Genomic DNA, 23,886 nt, shown 5'->3' with positions numbered 1-23,886 from the left:
GAGGATGCTGGAAGCGCCTGCTCTACCCAAACCGCCTTCTACGCCATTCGATCAGCTTGGCGCTGACTTCTTCCGGCTTCTCCTGCTGCGTCCAATGGCCGCTGTCTTTGACCAGGTATTTCTCGAGATCCGGGATGAGCTTGTCCATGCCATCGGCCGACGACGGCGGCAGCACCGCGTCGTTCTCGGCCATGATCATGAGCGACGGCACGCGCACAATGTGATCGAGCCCTTCGGAGCGTTGCCAGTTGCGCGACATGTTGCGATACCAGTTGATGCCGCCGGTGAAGCCGGTCTTGGTGAAGGCATCGACGAACACCTGCTTTTCTTCCGGCGACAGGATCGGCGTGCGCGGATCGTGCTGGGCATCGTAATTCGCGATCATCTGCGGGAAAGCCAGGTTGAGCCGCGGCGAGGCGCCGACGCCAGCCACGACCTCCTCCGCCGGAGCGTCGGGCCGCCGTGCGGGCTTGCGCATGAAGGCATCAAAGGTCTGCTCGACCCGGCTGCCAAAAATCTTGTCCGGCTCATGCGCGGGGTCCTGGAACTGGACGATATACATGTGCTCGCCGAAGCGCTTGCGCAAAAGCTCGATCGGATCGGCCCAGGCACGGTTGGTATGCGGGGTATTGATGCCGACCACACCGGCGACGCGGCCCGGATGCCGCAGCGGCATCTGCCAGACCACGAAGCCGCCCCAGTCATGGCCGACGAAGATAGCCTTGTCTATGCCGAGATGATCGAGCAGGCCGACGAGATCGGCGGTCAGTTGCTCGATATCATAAGCCTCGACCGGCTCCGGCCGGTCTGTGACGCCATAGCCGCGCTGGTCCGGCGCGATCACGCGGATACCGGCTTCGCTCAGCGCCTTGATCTGGTGGCGCCAGGAGAACGCGAGCTCCGGCCAGCCGTGGCAGAGCACCATCGGCGGCTTGTCCGTGTTGGGTCCGGCTTCATAGAAGCCCATGCGGATGCCGTTGGTCTGGGCGAATTGCAGCGGGGGCATTTCCAACATCGAGACAATCCTTATTCAGCGGCGCTCTTGGTCTCGGCTGGTGGCGGCACGAACGCCGCCTCCAGCGCCTCGAATTCGGCCGGCAGCATGTCGCACAAAACCTGCACATGCGGAATGATGTTGGCGCCGGCGACGAAACCGAAGTCGAGCTGGTCGCGATAGCTCTGCACGGTGATGTTGAACGCAAGGCCGTGGGTTGCGATCGACACCGGGAAGATGTGCAGCAGCTCCGCGCCGGCCGCGTAGAGCGTCTGTCTTGGTCCCGGCACATTGGAGACGGTGATGTTGGCCGCCGGCGGCAGCACGTTCGACAGGTCCGAGCGGCTGTAGAGCAGCGCCAGGATCTGCACCAGGATCGGCGCGCCCAGCATCGAGACATTGGAGACCTGCGGCATGAACGCCCGCAGCGGATGCGACATCTCCTTCGCCTTGGTGGATTGCGCGATGATCGCTTCCAGCCGCGCCCTGGGATCCTCGACATTGGTCGCGATCGAGCAGATCATCCCGAACACTTGGTTGTTCGACTCGGTATTGCCCTCCTCGCGCAGCGAGATCGGCACCGCCGCGGTGAGCGACTTGCTCGGCAGCGCGCCCTGGCTGATCAAATGGCGGCGCACCACGCCGGAGGCGAGCGCCAGCACGACGTCGTTGAGCTTGCCGCCGGCCGCCTTTGCCACCGCCTTGGCGCGCGACAGCGAAACCGAAGTGCCGGCAAAGCTGCGCTCCGAGGAGATCGCCTTGTTCAGGATGGTCGGCGGCGACACCATGCTGGCGAGGCTTTCGCGCGATTTTGGATCGGAGACCTTGGTCACGACTTCCGACACGCTTTTCAGCATCGCCGGCACCGCACTTGCGAACTTGATTGCGTTCTCGATCTGGAACATGGCGTTGTCGAACAGGATCGAGCCGAGATCGCTCTTGCCCGAGCGCGGCAGCTCGATCGTCCTTGGCGCCGCCGCTGCATCGAACGGCTGGGTCCAGAGCAGCTGATAGGAATCGATCAGGTTGGCCGCAATGTCGCGTGGTTCCTGCGCGACCTTCCGCGCGGCCGGCGGCTCGACCTTCCTCGGGATCGGCGAGACGTCGTAGATCATGCTGGTGAGCGCAGCGCCCGCGCCGCCGTCGATGCAAGCATGGTGCATCTTGGAGTAGAGGCCGATCTCGTTGTTCTGCATACCCTCGAAGACGTAGAACTCCCACAGCGGCCGGGCGCGATTAAGCAGCTTGGCATGGATCCAGCCGACGAGGCGCTCCAGCGTGGCGCGGTCATGCGGCGCCGGCAGGCTGCCGCGGAAGATGTGGCGGTCGATGTCGAACTGGTCGTCCTCCACCCAGGAAGGATGGTCGATGTCGAGCGGTGCCTTCTCCAGGCGCGATTTCAGGATCGGCGCGATGTGCAGTCGCGAGGCGATCATCGCCTTGAAGTCTTCGAAGAAGTCGCCCTTGTAGTCGTCGGGCAGTCGGAAGATCGCCATGCTCCCGACGTGCATCGGCATTTCCGGCGTTTCCAGATAGAGAAACGACGCGTCCAGCGACGACAGTTTCTTGGCGTCGGCCATGGCTCCCTCCCGGTGATTGTCGTGCGGCGCCTTGGTGGCGCTCTCATTCGGACGGCCGCTTGCTGCGGCGTCGATCAGGATTGTGCCTGTTCCGGGGGTGGATAGGCAATGGCAAAGGGGCCGGACCGATCAAAATGCCTGAACTCGCCCTCCGCCTGCGCCAGCCGGTTGGCTACCGCCCAGAGCGCCGCGGGATTGACGCCGAGCCCGATATGGCTTGCGAGCAGCACCTCGATATTTTCGGCTGTTGCCGACGGACGCAGCACGCTGGTGCGCCAGTTCACGATGCCGTCGGCGCGCGAGTAGATGGAGGTCGTCGGCACCGGCATGTCGCCGGCGATCGCCTGCCGGACCTCGGGAATGTCATCGACGCTCTCGCCTGTCAGCGCCTCGTAGAGCCGCGTCGCGTTGGTGGCGCGGATATCGCCGGCAAAGGGGGAGCCGAGCGTGATGACGGAGCGCACCATCTCCGGCGCGTTCAGCGCCAGATCGCGCGCATAGACGCCGCCAAGGCTCCAGCCGATAACGCTCACCTTGCGTCCGGTGGAGTCAGTGATCCGCCGCAACAGATCGCGCAGCGAGGCGCGCATCCGGCTGAGGCCGCGGACATTGCGGCCAAAGCTCCAGGCATAGGTGTCATAGCCGAGCGCCTTCAGGTACCGCCGCATCGGCGCCATTGACAGGTCGCTTGCCAGGAATCCCGGCAGCGTCAGCACCGGATGGCCGTCCCCTCTCGGCGCACGCATCAAAAGCGGCAGCAGCAGGAGGCTCGAATTGAATTCGAACAGGCCCCTGCCCTCGGCCAGCATCAGACAGATGTTCGGTGGACGCAGCCGGCGTTCGCTCTCCTCACGGCTGCCATCCACAGCGGTCATCTATTTCCTGTCCTTCTTCGAGGTGCTGCCGAGGCCCGCCATCGCCACGAACATGTCCTGGAAACGCTCGGCCAGCTTGGGATCGAGCCAGCTCTGCATCAAAGCTTCCGGCGATACCTTCTCGATGTTCGAGGTCATCTGCTGCTGGAGCTTTTCCATGACCGCCGTCTGCATCGGCGCGACATCCGGCAGGCCGAAGAACTGCCGGGCTTCGAGCGGCGTGCAATCTATTTCGACATTGACCTTCATGACCGCTCCTCAATGCAGTTGACGCAAGAACATGACCCGGAATCGATTCTTCGAAAGGATCATGCCGTGGTGCAGTATCGCCGCGAGAGGGCTGGTCACGCAAGCGGGACGATGACGGCAGGCGGCAGGCGTCGCCTGCCAGGGTCAACCAAAGCGCTCGACCGCAAACGGCTTCGCATCCGCAAACGGCGTCTCGCCGGTCATCATCTCCGCAAGCAGCCGGCCGCTCACGGGCCCTAGCGTCAATCCGTGGTGCTGATGGCCGAAATCGAGCCAGAGCCCGGGGTGGCGCGGCGCCTTGCCGATCACCGGCAGCATGTCCGGCAGGCAGGGCCGCGCGCCCTTCCAGGGCTTTGACTCGACGGGATCGCCGAGTGGAAACAGGTTGCGCGCCCGCGGCACCGCCCGCTCGACCTGCACCGGGGACGCCGGTGCGTCGCGATGGGCGAACTCGACACCGGTGGTGAGCCGGATGCCGCGGTTCATCGGCGCCAGACAATAGCCGAGATCGGAATCGAGCACGGGATGATTGAGCACGGCGTTACCGCCCGGCTTCAGGTGCAAATGATAACCGCGCTTGACCTGAAGCGGGATCGCATAGCCGAGCGGACCGAATATCTGGTCGGACCACGGGCCCATCGCGACCACCACCTCGCGGGCGGTCACACTGCCCTCGCTGATGGCCAGCCGCCATCGTCCGCCGGACTGTTCGAGCGTGCGGGCGTCGCCGACAAAGAAGCGGCCGCCCCTGCGGCCGAACAACGCGGCATAGGCCTTTGCCAGCCCGCCGGGATCGACGATCGAGCCCGGCGCCGGCGAATATACGGCGCCGGCGAAGTCACCCGACAGGTTCGGCTCACGCGCGGCGATGCCCTTGGCATCGAGGACTTCGTTGGTGACGCCATATTGCTTCGCACGCTCAGTATCGCGCACGGCCTTGGCGAAGGTCGCTTCGCTGCGATAGAGTTTGATCCAGCCGGTCTTGCGCAGCAATTCCGGAACGCCGGCTTCTGCAATCAACGCCTCGTGCTCGATCAGGCTCTGTCGGATCAACGGCATCTCGGCGAGCGCGCTGTGCAATGCACCCTCAGCCGAGGAGGCGAAGTAATAGCGCGCGAGCCATGGCAGGAAGATCGGCAGGTCGGCGAAGCGGTAGCGCACCTGCGGCGCGCGGTTCAGCGCATAGCGGAGCAGCTCCCCGAAATCCCGCGGGAACATGTAAGGAAAAACCGAGGCGCATTCGATGATGCCGGCATTGCCGTAACTCGTCTCCTCGCCGGCAACATCATGCCGGTCGACGAGGACGACATCGCGGCCTCGTTTTTGCAGATGCAAGGCGGCACCAACACCGACCATGCCAGCCCCCAGGACAACGACGTCGGCCCTCAGTTCCGCCATCAGTACTCCGAAAGTTCAATGCTACGCGCACGCCCGACCAGCGAGCGTCAAGCTAATGATTGCGGCACCACTGCGCAAACTGATCTCACGTCTTACGGGAAATCGCGCTTGCGCACCCGGTAAACTTTGGCAACATTGGCATGCAATATCCAAACAGCGCATCGCGGGGCCAAGACGGGGAACAGGTTCAAATGTCGGTACGCCAGTATCTGCTTGCGGCAATAAGTCTTGCCATCGTCGCGACGACGACATCTGTTTCAGCCCAGACGCTGCGCTACGCCAATCAGGGCGATCTCAAATCGCTGGATCCGCATACGCTGAACGAGACGACCACGCATGCCCATCTCGGACAGGTCTATGAAGGACTCACCGCGCGCGACAAGGATCTGAAGATCATTCCGGCGCTCGCGGAAAGCTGGGAGACGCCGGAGCCGACCCGCTGGCGCTTCCATCTGCGCAAGAACGTCAAGTTCCAAAACGGCGATCCCTTCACCGCCGACGACGTGGTGTTCTCGGCCGACCGCGTCCGCGCGAAGGGCTCCAACCTGCAGACCCGCATTCCTGCCGATGCCAAGGTCGTCAAGGTCGACGACTACACCGTCGATTTCATCCTGACCTCGCCCAATCCCATCCTGAATTCGCAATGGGATACCTGGTACATCATGGACAAGAAGTGGGCCGAGGCGAACAACGCCACGCAGCCCACGCCGGCATCAGCGACCACGCCGAGCTTTGCCTCGCTCAACGCCAACGGCACCGGGCCTTTCATGATCGAAAGCCATCAGCCCGGCGTGAAGACGGTGTTCAAGGTCAATCCGAACTGGTGGCAGAAGCCCGAACACAATTTGAAGGAAATTGTCTTCACCCCGATCGCCTCCGATGCGACCCGCGTCGCCGCGCTGCTCTCGGGCGAGGTCGACATCATCGAGCCGGTTCCGATCCAGGACATCTCGCGCGTCGATTCCAGTCCGAACGCGCAGGTGCTGAAGGGACCGGAGCTCCGCACCATCTTCCTCGGCATGGACCAGAGCCGCGACGAGTTGCTCTACTCCAACATCAAGGGCAAGAACCCGTTCAAGGATGTCCGTATCCGCGAAGCCTTCTACAAGGCGGTCGACATCGAATTGATCAAGAACCGCGTGATGCGCGGGCTGTCGACGCCGTCGGCGCTGATGGTCGCGCCGCAACTGTTCACGCTGTCGAAGGATTTCACCCGTCCGAAATTCGATCCCGACGGCGCCAAGAAGCTCTTGACCGAAGCCGGCTATCCCGACGGCTTCGAAGTCACCATGGATTGCCCGAACGACCGTTATGTCAACGACGCCGCGATCTGCCAGGCCGTGGTCGGCATGCTCGCCCGCATCGGCGTGAAGGTGAATCTGCTGGCGCAGCCGAAAGCGCAGTATTTTGCAAAAATCCTGAAGCCCGGCGGCTACCAGACCTCGTTCTATATGCTGGGATGGACGCCGGGCACGCTCGACTCGCATAACGTGATGTATGACATCATGGGCTGCCGCGACGATCCGAAATCGGCGCGCGGCGAGACCAATCTCGGCGGCTACTGCAACAAGGAATTCGACGCCATCGCCGACAAGGTGCTGCAGGAGACCGACACCGCCAAGCGCGACCAGTTGATAAAGGCCGGCTTCGAGATCGCGATGAAGGACTGGGCCTATATCCCGCTGCATCAGCAGGCGCTGGCCTGGGGTGTCTCGAAGAAGTTGAAAGTGGTGCAGCGCCCGGACAACCAGGTGCTGCCCTACTGGATGGTCAAATCGGAATAAAGCTTCGTCACTCCAAGGTCCCGGCAGCCCCGCGCTTCCGGGACCTTTTGCTTAGTGGCGGGAAATCGCCAACGCTTCGGGTGAAAGGAACAGATGCTCGCTTTCACGCTTCGCCGCGCCGTTCAAGCCATCGGGGTGATGATCGCCGTCGGGATCATCGCCTTCGCGATGTTCCGTTTCGCCGGCGACCCCGTCAGCCAGATCGTCTCGATCGACACGCCCGCGGCCGAGCGCGAGGCGGTGCGCAAATCGCTCGGGCTCGACGATCCCGTGCTGATCCAGTTCGCGCGCTATTTCGTCAACGCGGCGCAGTTCAAGTTCGGCGTCTCCTATCAGTTCCGGCAGCCGGTCTCGACGCTGCTGGCCGAGCGGCTGCCGGCGACCCTGGAGCTCGCGGTCTGCGCCACCATCTTCGCGATGGTGTTCGGCATCCTCATGGGCGTCTATGCCGCGCTGAGGCGCGACACCTTGCTTGCCAAACTATGCCAGGCGGTGTCGCTGATCGGCATCTCGCTGCCGACCTTCCTGATCGGCATCCTCCTGATCTATTTGTTCGCGGTGACCCTGGGCTGGCTGCCTTCATTCGGCCGCGGCGAAGTAGTGCGGATCGGCTGGTGGACCACTGGCCTGCTCACGGTGTCCGGACTCAAGGCGCTGATCATGCCCTCGATCACGCTCGGCCTGTTCCAGATGACGCTGATCATGCGGCTGGTGCGCGCGGAGATGCTGGAAGTGCTGCGCGCCGACTATATCCGCTTTGCCCGCGCCCGTGGACTGACCACGCGCGCCATTCATTTCGGTCACGCGCTGAAGAACACGCTGGTTCCCGTCATCACCGTGGCCGGCCTGCAATTTGGCTCGGTTATTGCATTCTCAATCATCACCGAATCCGTGTTCCAGTGGCCGGGCATGGGATTGATGTTCGTGCAGGCGGTGCAAAACGTCGATATCCCGATCATGGCGGCGTATCTTCTGATGGTCTCGCTGATCTTCGTCACGATCAACCTCGTGGTCGACATCCTCTACACCATCGTCGACCCGCGCCTGCGCGCCACCGTCAGCCGTCCGGCTTGAGGGCCACAGCATGTCCGACTCAGTCGTCCAACACCAGACCGAAGCCGCGCACGCTGGTGCAAGCTGGTTCCGTCGCGCCGTCGACAGCGACCTGTTCTATTCCTTCCGCCGCTCGAAGCTGACGATGCTCGCGGCCGCCGTCACCCTGCTGTTCTTCCTGCTCGCGATCCTTGCTTCCGTACTCGCCGTGCAGAACCCGTTCGATCCGGCGCAGCTCCAATTGATGAACTCACGCATCTCGCCGCTCTGGACCGTGGACGGCCAGAGCCCGTTCCTGCTCGGCACCGACGAACAGGGCCGCGATGTGTTCTCCGCCATTCTCTATGGCTTGAGGATTTCGCTTATCGTCGGCGTGCTCGGCGTCGTCTTCGCCGGCGCGATCGGGATCACGCTCGGGCTGATCGCGGGCTATCTCGGCGGCGCCGTCGACGCCGTGATCATGCGGATCGCCGACGTGCAGCTCACCTTCCCGGCGATCCTGATCGCGCTGATCGTCAATGGCGTCGCCAAATCCGTGTTCGGCAACCGGCTCGATCCGATGAGCATGCTCGCCGTCCTCGTGGTCGCGATCGGGCTGAGTTTCTGGGTGCAATATGCCCGCACCGTGCGCGGCTCGGTCATGGTGGAGAAGAACAAGGATTATGTCGCCGCCGCGCAACTGATCGGTCTGCCCGCGCCCAAGATCATGCTGCGCCATGTGCTGCCCAACACGATGGGCCCGATCCTCGTCATCGCCACCATCAACCTGGCGCTCGCTGTTATCACCGAGGCGACGCTGTCGTTCCTGGGCTCAGGCATGCCCGACACCATGCCCTCGCTCGGAACGTTGATCCGGATCGGCAACAATTATCTCTTCGCCGGCGAATGGTGGATCGTCGCCTTTCCCGGCATTGCGCTGGCCGGCTTGATCCTCTCGATCAACCTGCTCGGCGATTGGCTGCGCGACGCGCTCAATCCGAAGCTCCGATGACCGTGCCTGTCCTCTCCGTGCGTGACCTGAAGGTGGAGTTCGTCACCCGCCGCGCGACGTTGCGCGCGATCGACGGCGTCTCCTTCGAGATCGCCAAGGGCGAGGTGCTGGGCGTGGTCGGCGAATCCGGCGCCGGCAAGTCGGTCACGGGCCTTGCCGTCATTGGCCTGATCGATCCGCCCGGCCGTATCTCCGGCGGCGAGATCCTGCTCTCGGGCATGCGCATCGATCATTTGCCGCCGGAGGAAATCCGGCGCGTGCGCGGCAAACGCATCGGCATGATCTTCCAGGATCCGCTGACGAGCCTCAACCCGCTGTACCGGATCGGCGACCAGATCGTCGAGACCATCCGCACCCACACCAACCTCTCCGAGAGCGCCGCGCGCAAGCGCGCCGTCGACCTGCTCGCCGAGGTCGGCATCCCCGCGCCGGAAAAGCGCGTCGACGGCTATCCGCATGAATTCTCCGGCGGCATGCGCCAGCGCGTCGTAATCGCGCTCGCGATCTGCGCCGAGCCGGAACTGATCATCGCCGACGAGCCGACCACCGCGCTCGACGTTTCCGTACAGGCGCAGATCATCGCATTGATCAAGCGGCTCGGCCGCGATCATGGCACCGCGGTGATGCTTGTGACCCACGACATGGGCGTGATCGCCGAGACCTGCGACCGCGTCGCGGTGATGTATTCCGGCCGCATCGCCGAGATCGGCCCGGTGCAGGACGTCGTCCGCAATCCGCTGCATCCCTACGCCAAGGGCCTGATGGGCGCGATCCCGACGCTTGCCGGCGAGGACAAGCGATTGGTGCAGATTCCTGGCTCGATGCCGCGATTGTCGGCGATTCCGCCGGGCTGCCCGTTCAACCCGCGCTGCGCTTTTGCCTTCGACCGCTGCCGGGTCGAGCGTCCCGAACCGATCCGCCAGGGCGCGCAGGCCGTCGCCTGCCATCTCTACGACCACGCCGCGAAGGAGAGTGCGGCATGACATCGTTCATCGAGGTCAAGAATCTCCGGCGCGTGTTCGACGTATCAAAACCGTGGCTCAATCGCGTGCTCGAAGGCGGCCATCTCGAATTCCTCAGGGCGGTCGACGGCGTCACCTTCGATATCCGCAAAGGCGAAACCTTTGCGCTTGTCGGCGAGTCCGGCTCCGGCAAGACCACGGTGGCGCGCATGGTGGTCGGGCTGTTGCCGCCGAGTTCGGGCGAGGTCGTGATCGACGGCGTCTCGATGACTGATCCGAGGCAAGCGCAGGCGCGCCAGCGCTTGCGCCGCCGGATCCAGATGATCTTCCAGGATCCCTATGCGAGCCTCAATCCGCGCTTCCGGGTCGATGCCATCGTCTCCGAGCCGATCCGCGCCTTCGAGCTGATCCAAAGCGAGCGCGACATCCGTGCCCGCGTCGGCGAGTTGCTCTCCCTGGTCGGACTGCATGCCGATGACGGGCTGAAATATCCGCATGAATTCTCCGGCGGCCAGCGCCAGCGCATCGCCATCGCCCGCGCGCTCGCCTCTGAGGCCGAGTTCATCGTCTGCGACGAGCCGACCTCGGCGCTGGATGTTTCCGTGCAGGCGCAGATCCTCAATTTGATGCGCGATCTGCAGGACAAGTTCGGCCTCACCTACCTCTTCATTAGTCACAACCTTGCCGTCGTGCGCCATATGGCGAGCCGGATCGGCGTGATGTATCTCGGCCGCATCGTGGAGGTCGCGGAGGGCCGCGCGCTGTTCAACAATCCACGCATGCCCTACACCAAGATGCTGCTCGGCGCGGTTCCTGATCTCGCAATGAGCGGCCGCCAGCGCATTCCCGTCAAAGGCGAAATCCCGAACCCGATCGATCCGCCGCCGGGATGCGCCTTCAACCCGCGCTGCCCGCTGGCGTTTGACCTGTGCCGCCAAAAGGCGCCGGAATTGATCGACGGCGTGGCCTGTCACGCCGTGAACGCCCCCGTCGAAGCTGCCGCACCCGTGTGAACACAACGATGCGAGGTAGCCATGCCGGCCGCGCCGTTGGCAGCGGCCCGCGCCTGTGATCAAGTGCGCCCGCAAAGAACAACTGGTGGCCAACGATGAGCAATATCAACCCCGATCCGTTCACGACGCGTCCCGAGATCGAAGGCACGTTCGGCGTCGTCACCTCCACGCACTGGATCGCGACCGCGGTCGGGATGGCCACGCTGGAAAAAGGCGGCAACGCCTTCGATGCCGGCGTCGCCACTGCGTTCACGCTACAGGTGGTCGAGCCGCACCTGAACGGCCCCGGCGGCGACGTGCCTGTCATTGTGCACGATGTCAGGCGCGGCAAGACCGAGGTGATTTGCGGCCAGGGCCCCGCGCCGGCGAAGGCGACGATCGCGCATTATCGCAGCGAGGGGCTGGAGATGGTCCCCGGCACCGGCCTCCTCGCCGCCTGCGTGCCCGGCACATTCGAGTCCTGGATGCTGCTGCTGCGCGATTACGGCACGCTGCGGGTGCGCGACGTGCTGGAGCCCGCGATCGCCTATGCCAGCGAAGGCTTTCCGCTGGTCGAACGCGCCTCCGCCACTATCAAGACCGTCGAGCAGTTGTTCCGGAAATACTGGACGACGTCGGCCGAGCTCTATCTGCCCAACAATGAGGTGCCCAAGCCCGGCACGATCTTCACCAACAAGCGCCTGTCCGAAACCTACGCCCGCATCCTGCAAGAGGCGGAAAGCGCTGGCAGCGACCGCGTCGCGCAGATCGAGCGCGCGCGTCGGGCGTGGTCGAAGGGTTTTGTCGCCGAAGCGATCGACAAGTTCTGTCGCACCCAGGACGTGATGGACGTCTCCGGCTCGCCGCATCGCGGCGTGCTGTCGGCTGACGACATGGCGCGCTGGCAGCCGACGATCGAAGCGCCGCTGACCTACGATTACGGCCGCTACACCGTCTGCAAGGCCGGTGTCTGGAGCCAGGGCCCGGTGATGCTGCAGCAGCTCGCATTGCTGAAAGGCTTTGACCTCGACGGCCTCGATCCCACCAGCGCCGATTTCATCCATCTGCAGATCGAATGCGCCAAGCTCGCTTACGCCGATCGCGAGACGTTCTACGGCGATCCGAACTTCACGGATATCCCGATCGAGACGCTGCTGTCGGATGCCTATAACGACGAGCGCCGCAAGCTGATCTCGAAGGACAAGGCTTCGCTCGACTTCATCCCCGGCTCGGTCGAAGGCTTTGGCGCGATGGTCAAGCTGCGCCGCGCCGAGGGCCATCGCGAGGCGGTCGGCGCGATGGGCGCGGGCGAGCCCACCGTCGGCCGCTTCGGCGAGGTGCGCGGCGACACTGTGCATTTCGACATCATCGACAAGGCCGGCAACATGATCTCGGCGACGCCCTCCGGCGGCTGGCTGCAATCCTCACCTGTCATCCCCGAGCTCGGCTTCTGCCTCGGCAGCCGCGCGCAGATGTTCTGGCTGGAGGAGAACCATCCGGCCGCGCTGGCGCCGGGCAAGCGCCCGCGCACCACGCTCTCGCCCACCATGGCGCTGCGCGACGGCGAGCCGTATCTGGCCTGGGGCTCGCCGGGCGGCGACCAGCAGGATCAGTGGATCACGCAGTTCTTCCTGCGCCACGTCCATGCCAAGCTCAATCTGCAGGAGGCGATCGACGCGCCAGCCTGGCACTCCGAGCATTTCCCGATCTCGTTCTGGCCACGCACCGCGCGCCCCGGGGTGCTTGTGGTCGAGGGCCGCGTGCCCAAGGCGAGCATCGACGAGTTGCAGCGTCGCGGCCACATCGTCGAGGTCGGCCCGGCCTGGTCGGAGGGCCGGCTGACCGCGGCTTCACGGTTGGGCCGCAAGCGCCGCGCTGCAGCCAACCCGCGCGGCATGCAGGGCTACGCCGCCGGAAGGTAGCGGGCGCTCACGCCTCTCTGAGCGTCATTGCGAGGAGCAAAGCGACGAAGCAATCCATGCCTCCACAAGCGGCGAGATGGATTGCTTCGCTCCGCTCGCAATGACGAGGAGAGAGACGCGCCTTAAATCACCAGCTCTCGCAGCACGCGGCGGCAATCCATCTCGTATTCGAGATCGACCACCGGCGGCCGGGCGAAGTGCCAGGTCAGGCCGGCGCGGGTGGCGCCGCGGCGCACCAGTTCATCGGCGAGATGCGGATGGAAATCGTGCACGGTGTAGACCTGCACGCCGGTGGTGTCCTGCCAGGTGGAACCGAATTCGGCGAGCCGCCGCTCCATTTCGCCGACGGTGAAGCGCACCTTCTCCTTCCAGGCTTCCGCGCTCATGTCGCGATAGCGCACGATGCGCTCGGGATAGCTGCCGGTACCGCCGCGCGCCTCGGCGCCGCCGGCGATGACGAAGGACGGCGAGGTTCCCGTGCTCGGGCGTGTGAACGAGAATGCGTAGAATGACGGCTCGGCGGGAGGATCGATTTCGGGACAGACATTGCTGCGCGCCACCGGATTGGTGCTGCCATCGAACAGCCCCCATTCCGCGAGCGTCTTCACATAATGCTCGTTGAAGGCGCGAAAGCCCTGCTCCGACACCGCCGTCGGCGAACGCAATTCGCAGGCGCAGAACGAGGTCAGCGGCCGACCCGCCGCCTGGATATGACTTGCGATCCGCGCAAAGCCTTCGGCAAGCGGCACCAGCCTGTCAAAGCGCACGCGTTCGACCTCGAATCCGGGATCGGCGGCCGCGCCGCTCGAATACTGGAATACGGCCGGAATGAAGCGATAATTGCCGGGCGCGAAATCGCTCACCATGTCTGTTTCCCCTAAAGCTCAGTTGTTTATGCGCGCATGCTGTAGAGCTTGCGACTTTCTAGCAAGGAAACTCGCCGTCGTCCCGGACAAGTGAGCGAAGCGAACGCCGATCCGGGACCCATAACCACAGGCCCATGCGATGGGCCAAGCTATAACCGCTTGCTCGCGTACAACACCTCCCTGTGGTTATGGGTCCGGGTCAAGCCCGGGACGACAGCAGACATGCTTCCACAAAAACCAAAAGGGCAGCAACGGTAGAACCGTCGCCGCCCTTTCGCTGAGACTTTGGGGCCAAGAAGTCTCAGGTAGGCTTGAGCGCTCCGCTATCGCCGAGCTCGTAGTCGGCGATCTGCTTGTTGCGCTCTGAAGTCGCTTTCGCCCGGTGATCGGTGGCGATCGTGACATAGACCGCGGGCAGCACGAACAGCGTGAACAGCGTACCGATCAGCATGCCCGCGACCACGACGAGACCGATCGAGAACCGGCTGGCCGCACCGGCACCCGACGCGGTCAACAGCGGGAGCAGGCCGGTGACCATCGCCGCCGTCGTCATCAGGATCGGACGCAGCCGGATGCGGGCCGCCATCTCGATCGCCGAGCGGCGGTCGAGCCCCTCGTTGAGCTGCAGTTCATTGGCGAACTCCACCATCAGGATGCCGTGCTTGGTGATGAGGCCGACCAGCGTCAGCAACCCGACCTGGGTATAAATGTTCATCGTCGCGACGCCGAAGAACAGCGGGATCAGGGCGCCGACGATCGCCATGGGCACCGAGACCATGATGACCAGTGGGTCGCGCAAGCTCTCGAACTGCGCCGCCAGCACCAGGAAGATGATGATCACGGCGAACGCGAAGGTGATGACGAGCTGGTTGCCCTCCTGCACATATTGCCGCGAGTCCGCCAGATAGTCATGGCCGAAGCCGGCCGGCAGTTTCTTGGCCTCGCCTTCGAGGAAGTCGACCGCCTGGCCCACCGTCACGCCCGGCATCGGCACCGCCGAGAAGGTCGCCGAGTTGAGCTGGTTGTAGTGCGTCAGCGCGTTCGGATCGGTGCCCGTCTCGATCGAGACGACGGTCGAGATCGGCACCAACTGCCCGGTGTTGGTCGGCACGTAGTAGCCGCCAAGCGCCTCCGGCGACAGGCGGACGGCACGCGGCACCTGCGGGATCACCTGGTAGGAACGCCCCTCCAGATTGAAGCGGTTGACGTAGTTGCCGCCGAGCAGCGTGGCCAGTGTCGCGCCGACCTGCTGCATGTTGATGCCGAGGTCGCTTGCCTTGGAGCGGTCGACGCGGACGCGCACCACCGGCTGGTTGAAATCGAGATCGCTGTCGGAGACGATGAACATACCGCTCTTGCGGGCGGCTGCCTTCAACTTCTCCATCTGCTCATAGATGGCCTGGAAGCTGACGGTCGAATTGATCACCATCTGCACCGGCAGGCCGCCCGGACCACCCGGCAGCGGCGGCAGGTTGAAAGCGAAGGCGTTGACGCCTTCGATCTTGGACAGCTCCGCCTGCACCAGCGGCTTCAACGCAATGGCCGAACGCTTGCGCTCATCCCACGGGGTGAGCAGCATGCCGGCGATGCCGCTTTGCGCGCTCGGCGTGCCATTCAGGATGAAGCGCAGATCCGTCTCCGGAAACTTCTGGAACACCTTGTCCATCTTCTCGCCGTAGAAGTCGACGTAGTCGATGTTGGCGTATTTCGGCGCCTTCGTCAGCGCGAACACGATGCCCTGGTCCTCTTCGGGCGCGAGCTCCTTCATCGTGTGCATGTAGAGGAAGCCGACGAGGCCGAGCATGGTCAGCGCAAACAGGCCGGTGATCGGTCGGTAATCGAGCGAGCGGTCGAGCTTGCGACCGTACCAGCGCGTCAACGAACCGAACACGCGGTTAACCGCTCGCGCGAAACGCCCTTCCTCGGTGTTCTTCAGCAGCACCGAGCACATCATGGGCGACAGCGTCAGCGCGATCACGCCCGACACGATCACCGAGCCCGCGAGCGTGAAGGCGAATTCGCGGAACAACGCACCGGTGAGGCCGCCGAGGAAGCCGATCGGCGCGTACACCGCGGCGAGCGTGATGGTCATGGAGATGACCGGACCGACGATCTCGCGTGCCCCGATCAGTGACGCCTGTACCGGCGTCTTGCCCTCCTCAAGATGGCGGTGGATGTTCTCCACCACCACGATGGCGTCGTCGACCACGAGACCGATCGCGAGCACCATCGCGAGCAGGGTCAGGAGGTTGATGCTGAAACCCATGACCAGCATCAGGCTGCAGACGCCGACCAGCGATAGCGGGATCGTCACCACGGGGATGATGACCGAGCGGATCGAGGCCAGGAACAGGAAGATCACCACGATGACGATCACGACGGCTTCGCCGAGCGTCTTCTCCACCTCGTCGATCGACGATTGAATGAACTTGGTGGAATCGTAGGCCACCTTCATCTTCAGCGACGGCGGCAGGTTGCGCTCGAGTTCCGGGAACAGGGCGCGGACGCCCTTCACAAGGGTCAGCGGGTTACCTTGCGGGGTCGCGTTGATACCGATGAAGATCGCATGCTCGCCATTGAACGCGACGCTCGCGTCCGTGCTTTGGGCGGCAAGTTCGACTTGCGCGATATCCTCCATCCGGACGAAGCCGCCCTCCCTCGACTTCACGATCATGCGCTTGAACTCGTCGATGTTGCGCAGATCGGTGTTGGTCGAAACGTTGGAGACGATGTAGTAGCCCTTGGACTGGCCGGCGGCGGCCTGGAAGTTGTTGGACGCAATCGCCTGCGCAACATCCGTGGGCGACACGCCGCGCCCCGCCATCTTGATCGGGTCGAGCCATAGTCGCATCGCGAAGGTCTGGCCGCCGAGGATGTCGGCGGAAGCCACGCCATCAACCGTCGACAGCAACGGCTGGACCACGCGCGTGAGGTAATCCGAGATCGCCGATCCCGACAGCTCCTCGCTGGAGAAGCCGAGATACATCACGGCCGTGGTCTGGCCGGTGGTCTTGGTGACGACCGGGTCGTTCGATTCCTTCGGGATCAGGTATTTGACCGAGTTGACCTTGGCCAGCACCTCGGTGAGCGCCTGGTTCGGGTCGAAGTTCAGCTTGATGTAGACCTGGATCGTGGAGGTGCCGAGCACCGAGGACGAGGTGATGTAGTCGACGCCTTCGGCCGAGGCGACCGCCTGCTCGATCGGCGTCGTGATGAAGCCCTGGATCAGGTCGGCCGACGCACCGGGATAGCTGGTGGTGACGTTGACCACCGTGTTCGACAGTTTCGGATATTGCCGGATCGGCAGCACGGTCGCAGCCCGCAAGCCGATCAGGAGGATCAGCAGGCTGACGACGACCGACAGGACCGGCCGCTTGATGAAGATGTCGGTAAAGGACATTACGGGGTCCTGCTTCTCAGTAGCGCGGCGGTTCGGCCGGGATCGGCGGCGTCGGCTCGGTGGAGATCGCAACCGCGGCGCCCGACTGCAGCTTGATCTGACCGAGCGCCACGATGCGGTCGCCGGCCTTCAGGCCGCGGACGATCTCGGTGCGGCCGCCAAATCGCTTGCCGGTCTGCACGAAGGTACGCACCGCCGTCAGGCTGGTCTTGCCGTCGTTCTCCTTCTTCTCGGTGATCAGGTAGACCGAGTCGCCATAGAGCGAGTAGTCGACCGCGGTTTCCGGAACCGTGATCACCGGCGGCTTGTCGGGCAGCACCACCGTGGTGGTCGCGAACATGCCGGGCTTGAGGATCTTTTCGGGGTTCGCGACGGTGGCCTGCACGCGGATGTTGCGGGTGTCGGTCGCGACCTGCGGCTCGATCGTGGTCAGCTTGCCCTCGAAGACGCGATCCGGATAGGCGTCCACCTTGATGCGGACGGTCTGGCCGACTTTGAGCTGGCCGCTGTCCTTTTCCGTCACGGTGAAATTGTCGTAGAGCATCGACAGATCGGTCAGCGACACGATCTGGTTGCCAGCGGTCAGATATTGACCGACCTCGACCCTGCGCACGCCAAGCTCGCCATTGAAGGGGGCGCGGACCAGCTTCTGCGAGATCAGCGCCTCGGTCTTGGCAATACCGGCCAGGGCCTGGTCATACGCAGCCTGGGTCTGGTCGACCGTAGCCTGCGGCCCAAAATTGCGCGCGGCAAGCTGCTTGGCGCGATCGAGCGAAAGCTGCGCCACCGTCGCCTGCGCCTTGAAGCTGGCGAGATCGCCCTGCTCCGGCCCGTCGAACAACTGGAGCAGCGGCGCACCCGCCTTTACCTCGGCGCCTGCGGTGAACAGGATATCCGTGATGCGTCCCGAGACGTCGGAGGTGACGTTGACCTGGTGCACGGCGGCGAGTTCGCCGACCGCGGTCAACAGGTTCGGCACGACTTCCGATTTCGCCTCGGCCGCATTCACCGTCACCGGCGGCGGCTTCATGTTGGCGAAGAACTCGCCGATCATCTTGGCGCGGAAATAGTTGAACCAGACCAGGCCGCCGACGACGAGCGCCAGCAGCAATCCAACGATGATGAACCAGCGCCCCATCCTGACCGGCCGCTTGTGCGGCTTTTTATCGATCGGTTCGCCCTTGATGTTGGTTTCGGTGACGATGTTCATGTCATGCACTTTCTGCTGTTACCGATTGTCCCCGGCTCGGTGACGGCTGACGGTTCAAATAAAAGGAAATCGCGGCTTCGGTGAGCCCGATGCCGCGCAGGATGAATTCGGAAAGTTGGCGCTCGAGGTCGGGCGCGTCGCCGTAGCTGAGGCACGGCGTCGTCGGCAACCGCGTTAGCGCCGACATCAGCACGACGTGGTGCGCGAACCAGAACAGGTTGAGCGGCACGCTGCCGATGCGGGTGGCGTCGCCGGCGGCAACGGCGCGTTCCATCGATGCGGTGAAGACCGGCGCGATCAGTTCGCCGACCTTGCCGTATAGCAGGCGCGCGAACTCACCGTCGTCGAGGTGGCTGGAGGTCATCAGCCGCAGCCGCTGCGCCTCTTGCTCGTCCGGCCCCTGTGATACCTCCAGGAAATGCCCGACCATGCCCTTCACAAGTTCGACCAGGGTTGCGGTCGAGGGGTCCTGCCCGAGCAGGTGCGCGAGATCCGGATCGGCCTCGCACTCTTCGGCGAGGATCTCGGCGTAAAGCGCCGCCTTGGACGGGAAGTGCTTGAACAACAGCCCTTCCGAAATGGAAGCGGCGGCCGCCACGCTCTTGGTCGTGGTGCCGGCAAAGCCATGGCGGGCGAAGCACCGCTTGGCGGCGCTGAGGATCAGCTGACGCCGCAAGTCACTTGTCATGCGCAGGGTAGACATGCGCGTGAGTAATCACTCACCTTAAAGATTGTCAAGAATTTACGGCAGTGCAAAAATAGAACTTAAGGTTGGGTTACGCCCCCACCTCCCGATAAGGTCTTGTACCGTCAGGAAGATAACGCGATGTCACACTTGACAAAAATCGGCAGGCGCGCCCGCCGACCGCTACGGGAACCGTACTCCTCCCACGGAGAGGGTCGAGTCGCAAGCAATTTGAACGAATGCCGTGGCCCGGGTGAAGCGCCAGCATAACCCAGGGCCGCTCTCTCAACGTTGACTCAGGGATTCCGGGTTGCGCTGCCCTCCATCCGGGTTACGAAACTCCCTAAATCGGCTGGTAGCCCAGCGAGCCGCGCAGGCGGTTGACGATGAAGGTGCCGTCGCGGTTCGACAACACCCGCTCCAGATTGGCGCCGTCGATCTTCACATTGGCGAAGCGCGGACCGTCCGCTTCCTTCAGCGACAGCGCGAACGCTTCGACCTCGGCCATGGTGGTGATCGCGCGGCTGTCGGCGATGCCGCAGGCCTTGGCGACGCCGACCAGGTCGACCGAAGTGGCAGTATGGCTGACCTGTCCTCCGGTCTCGCCATAGGCTTCGTTGTCGAGCACGACGATGGAGAGGTTGGCGGGCTTCTGCGCGCCGACGGTGGCGAGGCTCCCGAGCCCCATCAGCATCTCACCGTCGCCGGTGATGACGATCACCGGCAGCTTGGGTTGCGCCAGCGCGAGCCCGAGTCCAATCATGACCGCACCGCCCATGGCGCCCCAGAGATAGAAATTGCGGGCATCATCGCCGGCGGCGGCGATGTCATAGGTCGAGGCGCCGAGGCCGCCGACCGCGATCGCGCCGTTACGGTCCTTCAGCAGGTGGGCGACGACTGCGCGGCGGTCCAGAAGATTGGCCTTGCTCATTTCACGAATACCTTTGCCCCGATCAGCCGCTGCGACAGCAGCACGGCGGTCGGCGTTGCAGCGTTATAAGCCTGCGCCGCGCCGGCCTCGACGACCTCGCGCACTTCCTCGGGATGCGTCGCCCGCAGCACCTTGACGCCGCAGAGCTCGAAGGCGGCCTGCGTGTTCGATCCCATCGGCACCTGCCACGGATTGAACTCGCCCCATTCGCCCCGCATCGTCACCAGCGTCAGGAACGGGAAGCGGAAGATCTGCGTCAGGGACAGCATGTTGATGCAGTTGCCGACACCGCTCGACTGCATCAGCAGCACGCCGCGCTGGCCGCCAGACCAGGCGCCGAGCAGCAGCGCCACGCCCTCCTCCTCCGTCGTCAGCGGAATGCCGCGCATGGTGGAGGAGCCGAGCACGCGCTCGATCAGTTGCGCGTGCCCGGCGTCGGGCACGTAAGGCACCTGGCGGACATCGAAGCGCTGCAATGTCGAGAAAATCTCTTCCGGCCAGGCCGGCTGGCTGTCGGAGGCAGTTTCAGTGCGGGCATGCATGGGCGTTTCCGAAGGAAGAAGCGAGGCAAGCGAACTGTAAAGCGGGCGGCACTTTCCGGAAGAACAAAAACGGCATATCAGTTCTCAAAAAGAGAATGGCAGCATGACAGGAAACGCACGAGAGCTGGCGGAGAGTTTCGACCTCGAACGGCTGACGCCGGAATTCTATGCAGATCCCTACCCGACCTATCGTGCACTGCGGGATAACGCGCCCGTCAAGCGCCTGCCCAACGGCTCCTACTTCCTGACCCGCTACGACGACCTCGTCACCGCCTATAAAAGCACGAAAGCGTTCTCCTCCGACAAGAAGAAGGAGTTTTCGCCGAAATACGGCGACTCCCTCCTCTACGAGCATCACACCACGAGCCTCGTCTTCAACGACCCGCCGGCGCACACCCGCGTGCGGCACCTGATCATGGGTGCGCTGTCGCCGCGCGCGATCGCCGCAATGGAGCCCGACCTGATCCGCCTGATCGACGGCCTGCTCGATGCGACCGCCGCCAAAGGCAAGGTCGAGCTGATCGAGGATTTCGCCTCTGCGATCCCAGTCGAGGTGATCGGCAATCTGCTCGACGTGCCCCACGACGAGCGCGGCCCCTTGCGCGACTGGTCGCTCGCGATCCTGGGCGCGCTTGAGCCGGTGATCTCATCAGAGCAATTTGCGCGCGGCAACAAGGCCGTGAAGGACTTCCTCGCCTATCTGGAGACGCTGGTCGAGCGACGGCGGGCCAAGCCGGGCAATCCCGAACGCGACGTGCTGACGCGACTGATCCAAGGCGAAGGTAATGGTGAGGACAATGGCGAGCGACTGACCGAGCAGGAACTGCTGCACAATTGCATCTTTCTGCTCAACGCCGGCCATGAGACCACGACCAATCTGATCGGCAACGGCCTGGTGACGCTGCTGCGCTATCCCAAGGAAAAGCAGCGGCTGATCTCGCAGCCCGACCTGATCAAGACCGCGGTCGAGGAGATGCTGCGCTACGAGAGCTCGAACCAGCTCGGCAACCGCATGATCGTGGAAGAGGTCGAGCTCGGCGGCATCAAGATGTCCGCGGGCACGCCGGTGACGCTCTGCATCGGCGCCGCCAACCGCGATCCCGCGCAATTTCCTGACCCCGAACGTTTCGACATCGCCCGCACCCCGAACCGCCATCTCGCCTTCGGCACCGGCGCGCACCAATGCGCCGGCATGGCGCTCGCGCGGCTCGAAGGCGCCATCGCGATCTCTCGCTTCCTCGCCCGCTTCCCGAATTACGCGCTCGCCGGCGAGCCGACCCGCGGCGGCCGCGTCCGTTTCCGCGGCTTCCTCAGCGTGCCGTGCACGGTCAATGCCTAGCGGCTGATCAGCTGGGGCTGCAGCTTTTCTGCGACCCATTCTTCACCGTCCCACCGCCGCCCCGTGGCCTCGCCGGAATAGTGCACTCCGAGCAGCATCTGGGGGTGAGCCAGCCCTCCCCTTGCGGTGCCGCCGTGCGCGGCTTGTGCTCGCCCGTCACCCTGCATTGCAATCGATGTGGGCCATACAAGCGATAAACGAACGATGTCTGCGCTTGCGCGTTGATGTTTGCGGGCGACCAGAGCCAGTAGGAGGGAGCTGCCATCATGCTTCCGCACGGCGTTCGCCTTACAGCGTTCTTAGTTGGTGTCTGCGCAATCGCTTGGAGCGGCGGCTCGTTCGCCCAGGGGACCAAGGCTTTCCGGGGTGGCGGGGCTGCACCAGCAGCCCGACCAGCAGGACCACCCCCCGCCATGGCCCGCCCCGCACCGCCGCCGGCAATGGCGCGACCTCCGGCAATGGCGCGGCCGGCCGCGCCGGCGATCCGTGCCGCTCCCCCGCCACAGCGGCCGACCATGGCACCGCGTCCGGCGCTGCATATTGCCGCACCTCCGCGCGCGGCTGCACCACGCGTAGCCGGGCCACGACCTGAGATCCGCCGACCCGACATCCGTCCTGGCCCGGCTGCGCCACCGCAGCGTCCGGCCACGGCAGGGCGTCACGGGCCCGACATCGCCGCACCGTCGCGGGCGGCCCCATCGCCCGCTGTGGGCGCGCGGCCGTCGCCACAGGAGCAGATCGAAACGCGTGAGCAGCGAATCCAAAAGCAACAGCAGATGGTGCAGGAACGGCAGCGTGAGATGCTTTCGCGCCAGAGCGCAGAGCGCCAGACCCGCATCGATCGCCTGCAGCAGCGCGTGCAGCAATTGCAGTCACAAAAGCCGGAAGGCGTGCGGGCGCAACGCGCGCAAGAGCGGTTGCTCCAGACCCAGAACCGCCAGATCCAGCGCGAGCAGCTTATGCAGCAACGTGATCAGGCGCGGCTGCAGCGGTTGGCACCGCAGCCTTCGGCCGAGCGACCTGCCGCTGCCGCGGCCCTTGAGGCTGCAGCACGCGGACGATTTGCCGCGCACTTCCGCAGTGATGCTCTGCAAGCCCAAGCGGCGCTCGCGGCCCGGGAGCAGGCCTGGGCGCCCCACCGTGCCTGGCGGCACGGCGAGCACGCGGTGTTTGTTGCCTGGCTCGGCCCGGTGTTCTGGCCCTATGCCTATTCCGACATCTTCAACTACACGTTCTGGCCCTATGCCTACGAGCCAGGCTATTGGGCTTACGCTTACGACGACTTCGTCGACACCGTATTCTGGGGTGCGGACAGTCCGTATTCCGCCTACGCCCGATACCCGGAGCCCGGCGAGGCGATCACCGGTTACCGAGGCCGCCAACGCCCAAGCGCGAGCCCAGAGACTCTGCGGCAAGTGTGCGAAGCACCGGACAAGGGCGTGACCGCCTGGCCGATCGCCGACATCACGCGGGCCGTCCAACCGACTCCGGAGCAGCGTGCTTTGCTCGATGAATTGAAGATTGCGGCGGCAAAGGCTGCCGATGTGTTCAAGCAATCCTGCAGCGAACCCTATGCGCTGACGCCGCCCGGCCGCTTGCGGGCGATGACGAACCGCATCACCGCCACGCTCGAGGCGGTGAAGATCGTGCGGCCGGCGCTGGAGAGGTTCTATGACTCGCTGAGCGACGAGCAAAAGGCGCGCTTCAACGCGCTCGGTCCCAATGTCGGCGATCGTTCGCAACAGCAGCCGCCGCGGGAAGCGTCCGAGGCCTGCGGCGATCCGAAGTCCAGCCTTACGCAGCTGCCGATCGAACGGATCGAAGCGGTGATACACCCCGCGGGCAAGCAAAAGGAAGCGCTCGATCGCTTAAGCAACGCGACGAAGAAAGCGGTTGCAGGGCTGCAAGCTGCCTGCCCGGACGAGGTGCCACTGACGCCGGTCGGACGGCTTGAGGCGATGGAAAAGCGGCTAGAGGCCATGCTGGAGGCAGCCGATTGGGTGCAAGCCAGACTGGACGAGTTCTATGCCACGCTGAGCAGCGAGCAGAAAGCGCGGTTCAACACGCTGCAGCAGACTGCAGGCCAATGACCACGCTTTCAGGGAGCCTTGAG

At 64.3% G+C, this 23,886-nt stretch carries 19 protein-coding genes; 8 read left to right on the top strand and 11 right to left on the bottom strand.

What is annotated here, in order from left to right:
* Positions 1 to 22 precede the first annotated feature (22 nt).
* The 5 genes from AC5ZGW_RS03890 to AC5ZGW_RS03870 form a co-directional block, all read right to left on the bottom strand.
* Complete coding sequence (locus AC5ZGW_RS03890) at positions 23 to 1,015, bottom strand: alpha/beta fold hydrolase (RefSeq protein WP_130228919.1); 993 nt, start codon at positions 1,013 to 1,015, stop codon at positions 23 to 25.
* A gap of 11 nt (positions 1,016 to 1,026) precedes the next feature.
* The gene (locus tag AC5ZGW_RS03885; protein ID WP_130228920.1) at positions 1,027 to 2,574 is read right to left on the bottom strand and encodes a wax ester/triacylglycerol synthase family O-acyltransferase; all 1,548 of its coding nucleotides are present in this window, start codon (positions 2,572 to 2,574) and stop codon (positions 1,027 to 1,029) included.
* Positions 2,575 to 2,648: 74 nt separating this feature from the next.
* On the bottom strand, positions 2,649 to 3,449 hold the full coding sequence (locus tag AC5ZGW_RS03880; protein WP_130228921.1) for an esterase/lipase family protein: 801 nt from the start codon (positions 3,447 to 3,449) through the stop codon (positions 2,649 to 2,651).
* Positions 3,450 to 3,698 (bottom strand): DUF6489 family protein, encoded by a 249-nt coding sequence (locus tag AC5ZGW_RS03875; protein WP_028164994.1) that lies wholly within the window; start codon positions 3,696 to 3,698, stop codon positions 3,450 to 3,452.
* A 144-nt stretch (positions 3,699 to 3,842) separates the two neighbouring features.
* Positions 3,843 to 5,096 carry an NAD(P)/FAD-dependent oxidoreductase gene (locus AC5ZGW_RS03870; RefSeq protein ID WP_130228922.1) on the bottom strand — a complete coding sequence of 418 codons (1,254 nt, stop codon included), beginning with the start codon at positions 5,094 to 5,096 and terminating at the stop codon, positions 3,843 to 3,845.
* Positions 5,097 to 5,287: 191 nt separating this feature from the next.
* Between AC5ZGW_RS03870 and AC5ZGW_RS03865 the strand changes: the two genes are divergently transcribed.
* The 6 genes from AC5ZGW_RS03865 (at position 5,288) to AC5ZGW_RS03840 (ending at position 12,800) form a co-directional block, all read left to right on the top strand.
* A complete protein-coding gene (locus AC5ZGW_RS03865; RefSeq protein WP_130228923.1) occupies positions 5,288 to 6,880 on the top strand; it encodes an ABC transporter substrate-binding protein in 1,593 nt (530 codons plus the stop codon).
* Positions 6,881 to 6,973: 93 nt separating this feature from the next.
* Entirely contained in the window at positions 6,974 to 7,954 is a 981-nt protein-coding gene (locus AC5ZGW_RS03860) for an ABC transporter permease (RefSeq protein WP_130228924.1), read from the top strand.
* A gap of 10 nt (positions 7,955 to 7,964) precedes the next feature.
* On the top strand, positions 7,965 to 8,924 hold the full coding sequence (locus tag AC5ZGW_RS03855) for an ABC transporter permease (RefSeq protein WP_130228925.1): 960 nt from the start codon (positions 7,965 to 7,967) through the stop codon (positions 8,922 to 8,924).
* Positions 8,921 to 9,907 (top strand): ABC transporter ATP-binding protein, encoded by a 987-nt coding sequence (locus AC5ZGW_RS03850; protein WP_130228926.1) that lies wholly within the window; start codon positions 8,921 to 8,923, stop codon positions 9,905 to 9,907. The genes AC5ZGW_RS03855 and AC5ZGW_RS03850 overlap by 4 nt, the downstream gene beginning before the upstream one ends.
* Positions 9,904 to 10,899: an ABC transporter ATP-binding protein gene (locus AC5ZGW_RS03845; protein WP_130228927.1), complete on the top strand. Its 996-nt coding sequence runs from the start codon at positions 9,904 to 9,906 to the stop codon at positions 10,897 to 10,899. Before AC5ZGW_RS03850 ends, AC5ZGW_RS03845 begins: the two co-directional genes overlap by 4 nt.
* Before the next feature lie 95 nt (positions 10,900 to 10,994).
* Positions 10,995 to 12,800 (top strand): gamma-glutamyltransferase family protein, encoded by a 1,806-nt coding sequence (locus tag AC5ZGW_RS03840; RefSeq protein WP_130228928.1) that lies wholly within the window; start codon positions 10,995 to 10,997, stop codon positions 12,798 to 12,800.
* Between the two features lie 122 nt (positions 12,801 to 12,922).
* On the opposite strand, the gene cnbZ is transcribed toward AC5ZGW_RS03840, so the two are convergent.
* The 6 genes from cnbZ to AC5ZGW_RS03810 all read right to left on the bottom strand — a co-directional run bounded on the left by cnbZ (position 12,923) and on the right by AC5ZGW_RS03810 (position 20,434).
* A complete protein-coding gene (gene cnbZ / locus AC5ZGW_RS03835; RefSeq protein WP_130228929.1) occupies positions 12,923 to 13,666 on the bottom strand; it encodes a 2-amino-5-chloromuconate deaminase CnbZ in 744 nt (247 codons plus the stop codon).
* Positions 13,667 to 13,967: 301 nt separating this feature from the next.
* On the bottom strand, positions 13,968 to 17,066 hold the full coding sequence (locus AC5ZGW_RS03830) for a MexW/MexI family multidrug efflux RND transporter permease subunit (protein ID WP_130228930.1): 3,099 nt from the start codon (positions 17,064 to 17,066) through the stop codon (positions 13,968 to 13,970).
* Between the two features lie 16 nt (positions 17,067 to 17,082).
* The gene (locus AC5ZGW_RS03825; RefSeq protein WP_130228931.1) at positions 17,083 to 18,276 is read right to left on the bottom strand and encodes an efflux RND transporter periplasmic adaptor subunit; all 1,194 of its coding nucleotides are present in this window, start codon (positions 18,274 to 18,276) and stop codon (positions 17,083 to 17,085) included.
* Position 18,277: 1 nt separating this feature from the next.
* Complete coding sequence (locus tag AC5ZGW_RS03820) at positions 18,278 to 18,979, bottom strand: TetR/AcrR family transcriptional regulator (RefSeq protein ID WP_130228932.1); 702 nt, start codon at positions 18,977 to 18,979, stop codon at positions 18,278 to 18,280.
* Positions 18,980 to 19,304: 325 nt separating this feature from the next.
* Complete coding sequence (locus AC5ZGW_RS03815) at positions 19,305 to 19,892, bottom strand: thiamine pyrophosphate-dependent enzyme (RefSeq protein WP_130228933.1); 588 nt, start codon at positions 19,890 to 19,892, stop codon at positions 19,305 to 19,307.
* Positions 19,889 to 20,434, bottom strand: coding sequence for a phosphonopyruvate decarboxylase (locus AC5ZGW_RS03810; protein ID WP_130228934.1), 546 nt, complete (start codon positions 20,432 to 20,434; stop codon positions 19,889 to 19,891). The genes AC5ZGW_RS03815 and AC5ZGW_RS03810 overlap by 4 nt, the downstream gene beginning before the upstream one ends.
* A gap of 103 nt (positions 20,435 to 20,537) precedes the next feature.
* Between AC5ZGW_RS03810 and AC5ZGW_RS03805 the strand changes: the two genes are divergently transcribed.
* Positions 20,538 to 21,773 (top strand): cytochrome P450, encoded by a 1,236-nt coding sequence (locus AC5ZGW_RS03805; protein ID WP_130228935.1) that lies wholly within the window; start codon positions 20,538 to 20,540, stop codon positions 21,771 to 21,773.
* A 413-nt stretch (positions 21,774 to 22,186) separates the two neighbouring features.
* A complete protein-coding gene (locus tag AC5ZGW_RS03800; RefSeq protein WP_496113857.1) occupies positions 22,187 to 23,863 on the top strand; it encodes a Spy/CpxP family protein refolding chaperone in 1,677 nt (558 codons plus the stop codon).
* The last annotated feature ends 23 nt before the right edge of the window (positions 23,864 to 23,886 follow it).

The organism is Bradyrhizobium sp. Crot121, assembly GCF_059512385.1.
The sequence above is the reverse complement of the archived record's forward strand: the minus strand, read 5'-3'. Positions and strand labels throughout refer to the sequence as shown.

Coding starts and splice junctions, on each gene's coding strand:
- AC5ZGW_RS03890 (WP_130228919.1), bottom strand. CDS start 1,015: ATGTTGGAAATGCCCCCGCTGCAATTCGCCCAGACCAACGGCATCCGC.
- AC5ZGW_RS03885 (WP_130228920.1), bottom strand. CDS start 2,574: ATGGCCGACGCCAAGAAACTGTCGTCGCTGGACGCGTCGTTTCTCTAT.
- AC5ZGW_RS03880 (WP_130228921.1), bottom strand. CDS start 3,449: ATGACCGCTGTGGATGGCAGCCGTGAGGAGAGCGAACGCCGGCTGCGT.
- AC5ZGW_RS03875 (WP_028164994.1), bottom strand. CDS start 3,698: ATGAAGGTCAATGTCGAAATAGATTGCACGCCGCTCGAAGCCCGGCAG.
- AC5ZGW_RS03870 (WP_130228922.1), bottom strand. CDS start 5,096: ATGGCGGAACTGAGGGCCGACGTCGTTGTCCTGGGGGCTGGCATGGTC.
- AC5ZGW_RS03865 (WP_130228923.1), top strand. CDS start 5,288: ATGTCGGTACGCCAGTATCTGCTTGCGGCAATAAGTCTTGCCATCGTC.
- AC5ZGW_RS03860 (WP_130228924.1), top strand. CDS start 6,974: ATGCTCGCTTTCACGCTTCGCCGCGCCGTTCAAGCCATCGGGGTGATG.
- AC5ZGW_RS03855 (WP_130228925.1), top strand. CDS start 7,965: ATGTCCGACTCAGTCGTCCAACACCAGACCGAAGCCGCGCACGCTGGT.
- AC5ZGW_RS03850 (WP_130228926.1), top strand. CDS start 8,921: ATGACCGTGCCTGTCCTCTCCGTGCGTGACCTGAAGGTGGAGTTCGTC.
- AC5ZGW_RS03845 (WP_130228927.1), top strand. CDS start 9,904: ATGACATCGTTCATCGAGGTCAAGAATCTCCGGCGCGTGTTCGACGTA.
- AC5ZGW_RS03840 (WP_130228928.1), top strand. CDS start 10,995: ATGAGCAATATCAACCCCGATCCGTTCACGACGCGTCCCGAGATCGAA.
- cnbZ (WP_130228929.1), bottom strand. CDS start 13,666: ATGGTGAGCGATTTCGCGCCCGGCAATTATCGCTTCATTCCGGCCGTA.
- AC5ZGW_RS03830 (WP_130228930.1), bottom strand. CDS start 17,066: ATGTCCTTTACCGACATCTTCATCAAGCGGCCGGTCCTGTCGGTCGTC.
- AC5ZGW_RS03825 (WP_130228931.1), bottom strand. CDS start 18,276: ATGAACATCGTCACCGAAACCAACATCAAGGGCGAACCGATCGATAAA.
- AC5ZGW_RS03820 (WP_130228932.1), bottom strand. CDS start 18,979: ATGTCTACCCTGCGCATGACAAGTGACTTGCGGCGTCAGCTGATCCTC.
- AC5ZGW_RS03815 (WP_130228933.1), bottom strand. CDS start 19,892: ATGAGCAAGGCCAATCTTCTGGACCGCCGCGCAGTCGTCGCCCACCTG.
- AC5ZGW_RS03810 (WP_130228934.1), bottom strand. CDS start 20,434: ATGCATGCCCGCACTGAAACTGCCTCCGACAGCCAGCCGGCCTGGCCG.
- AC5ZGW_RS03805 (WP_130228935.1), top strand. CDS start 20,538: ATGACAGGAAACGCACGAGAGCTGGCGGAGAGTTTCGACCTCGAACGG.
- AC5ZGW_RS03800 (WP_496113857.1), top strand. CDS start 22,187: ATGGCCCGCCCCGCACCGCCGCCGGCAATGGCGCGACCTCCGGCAATG.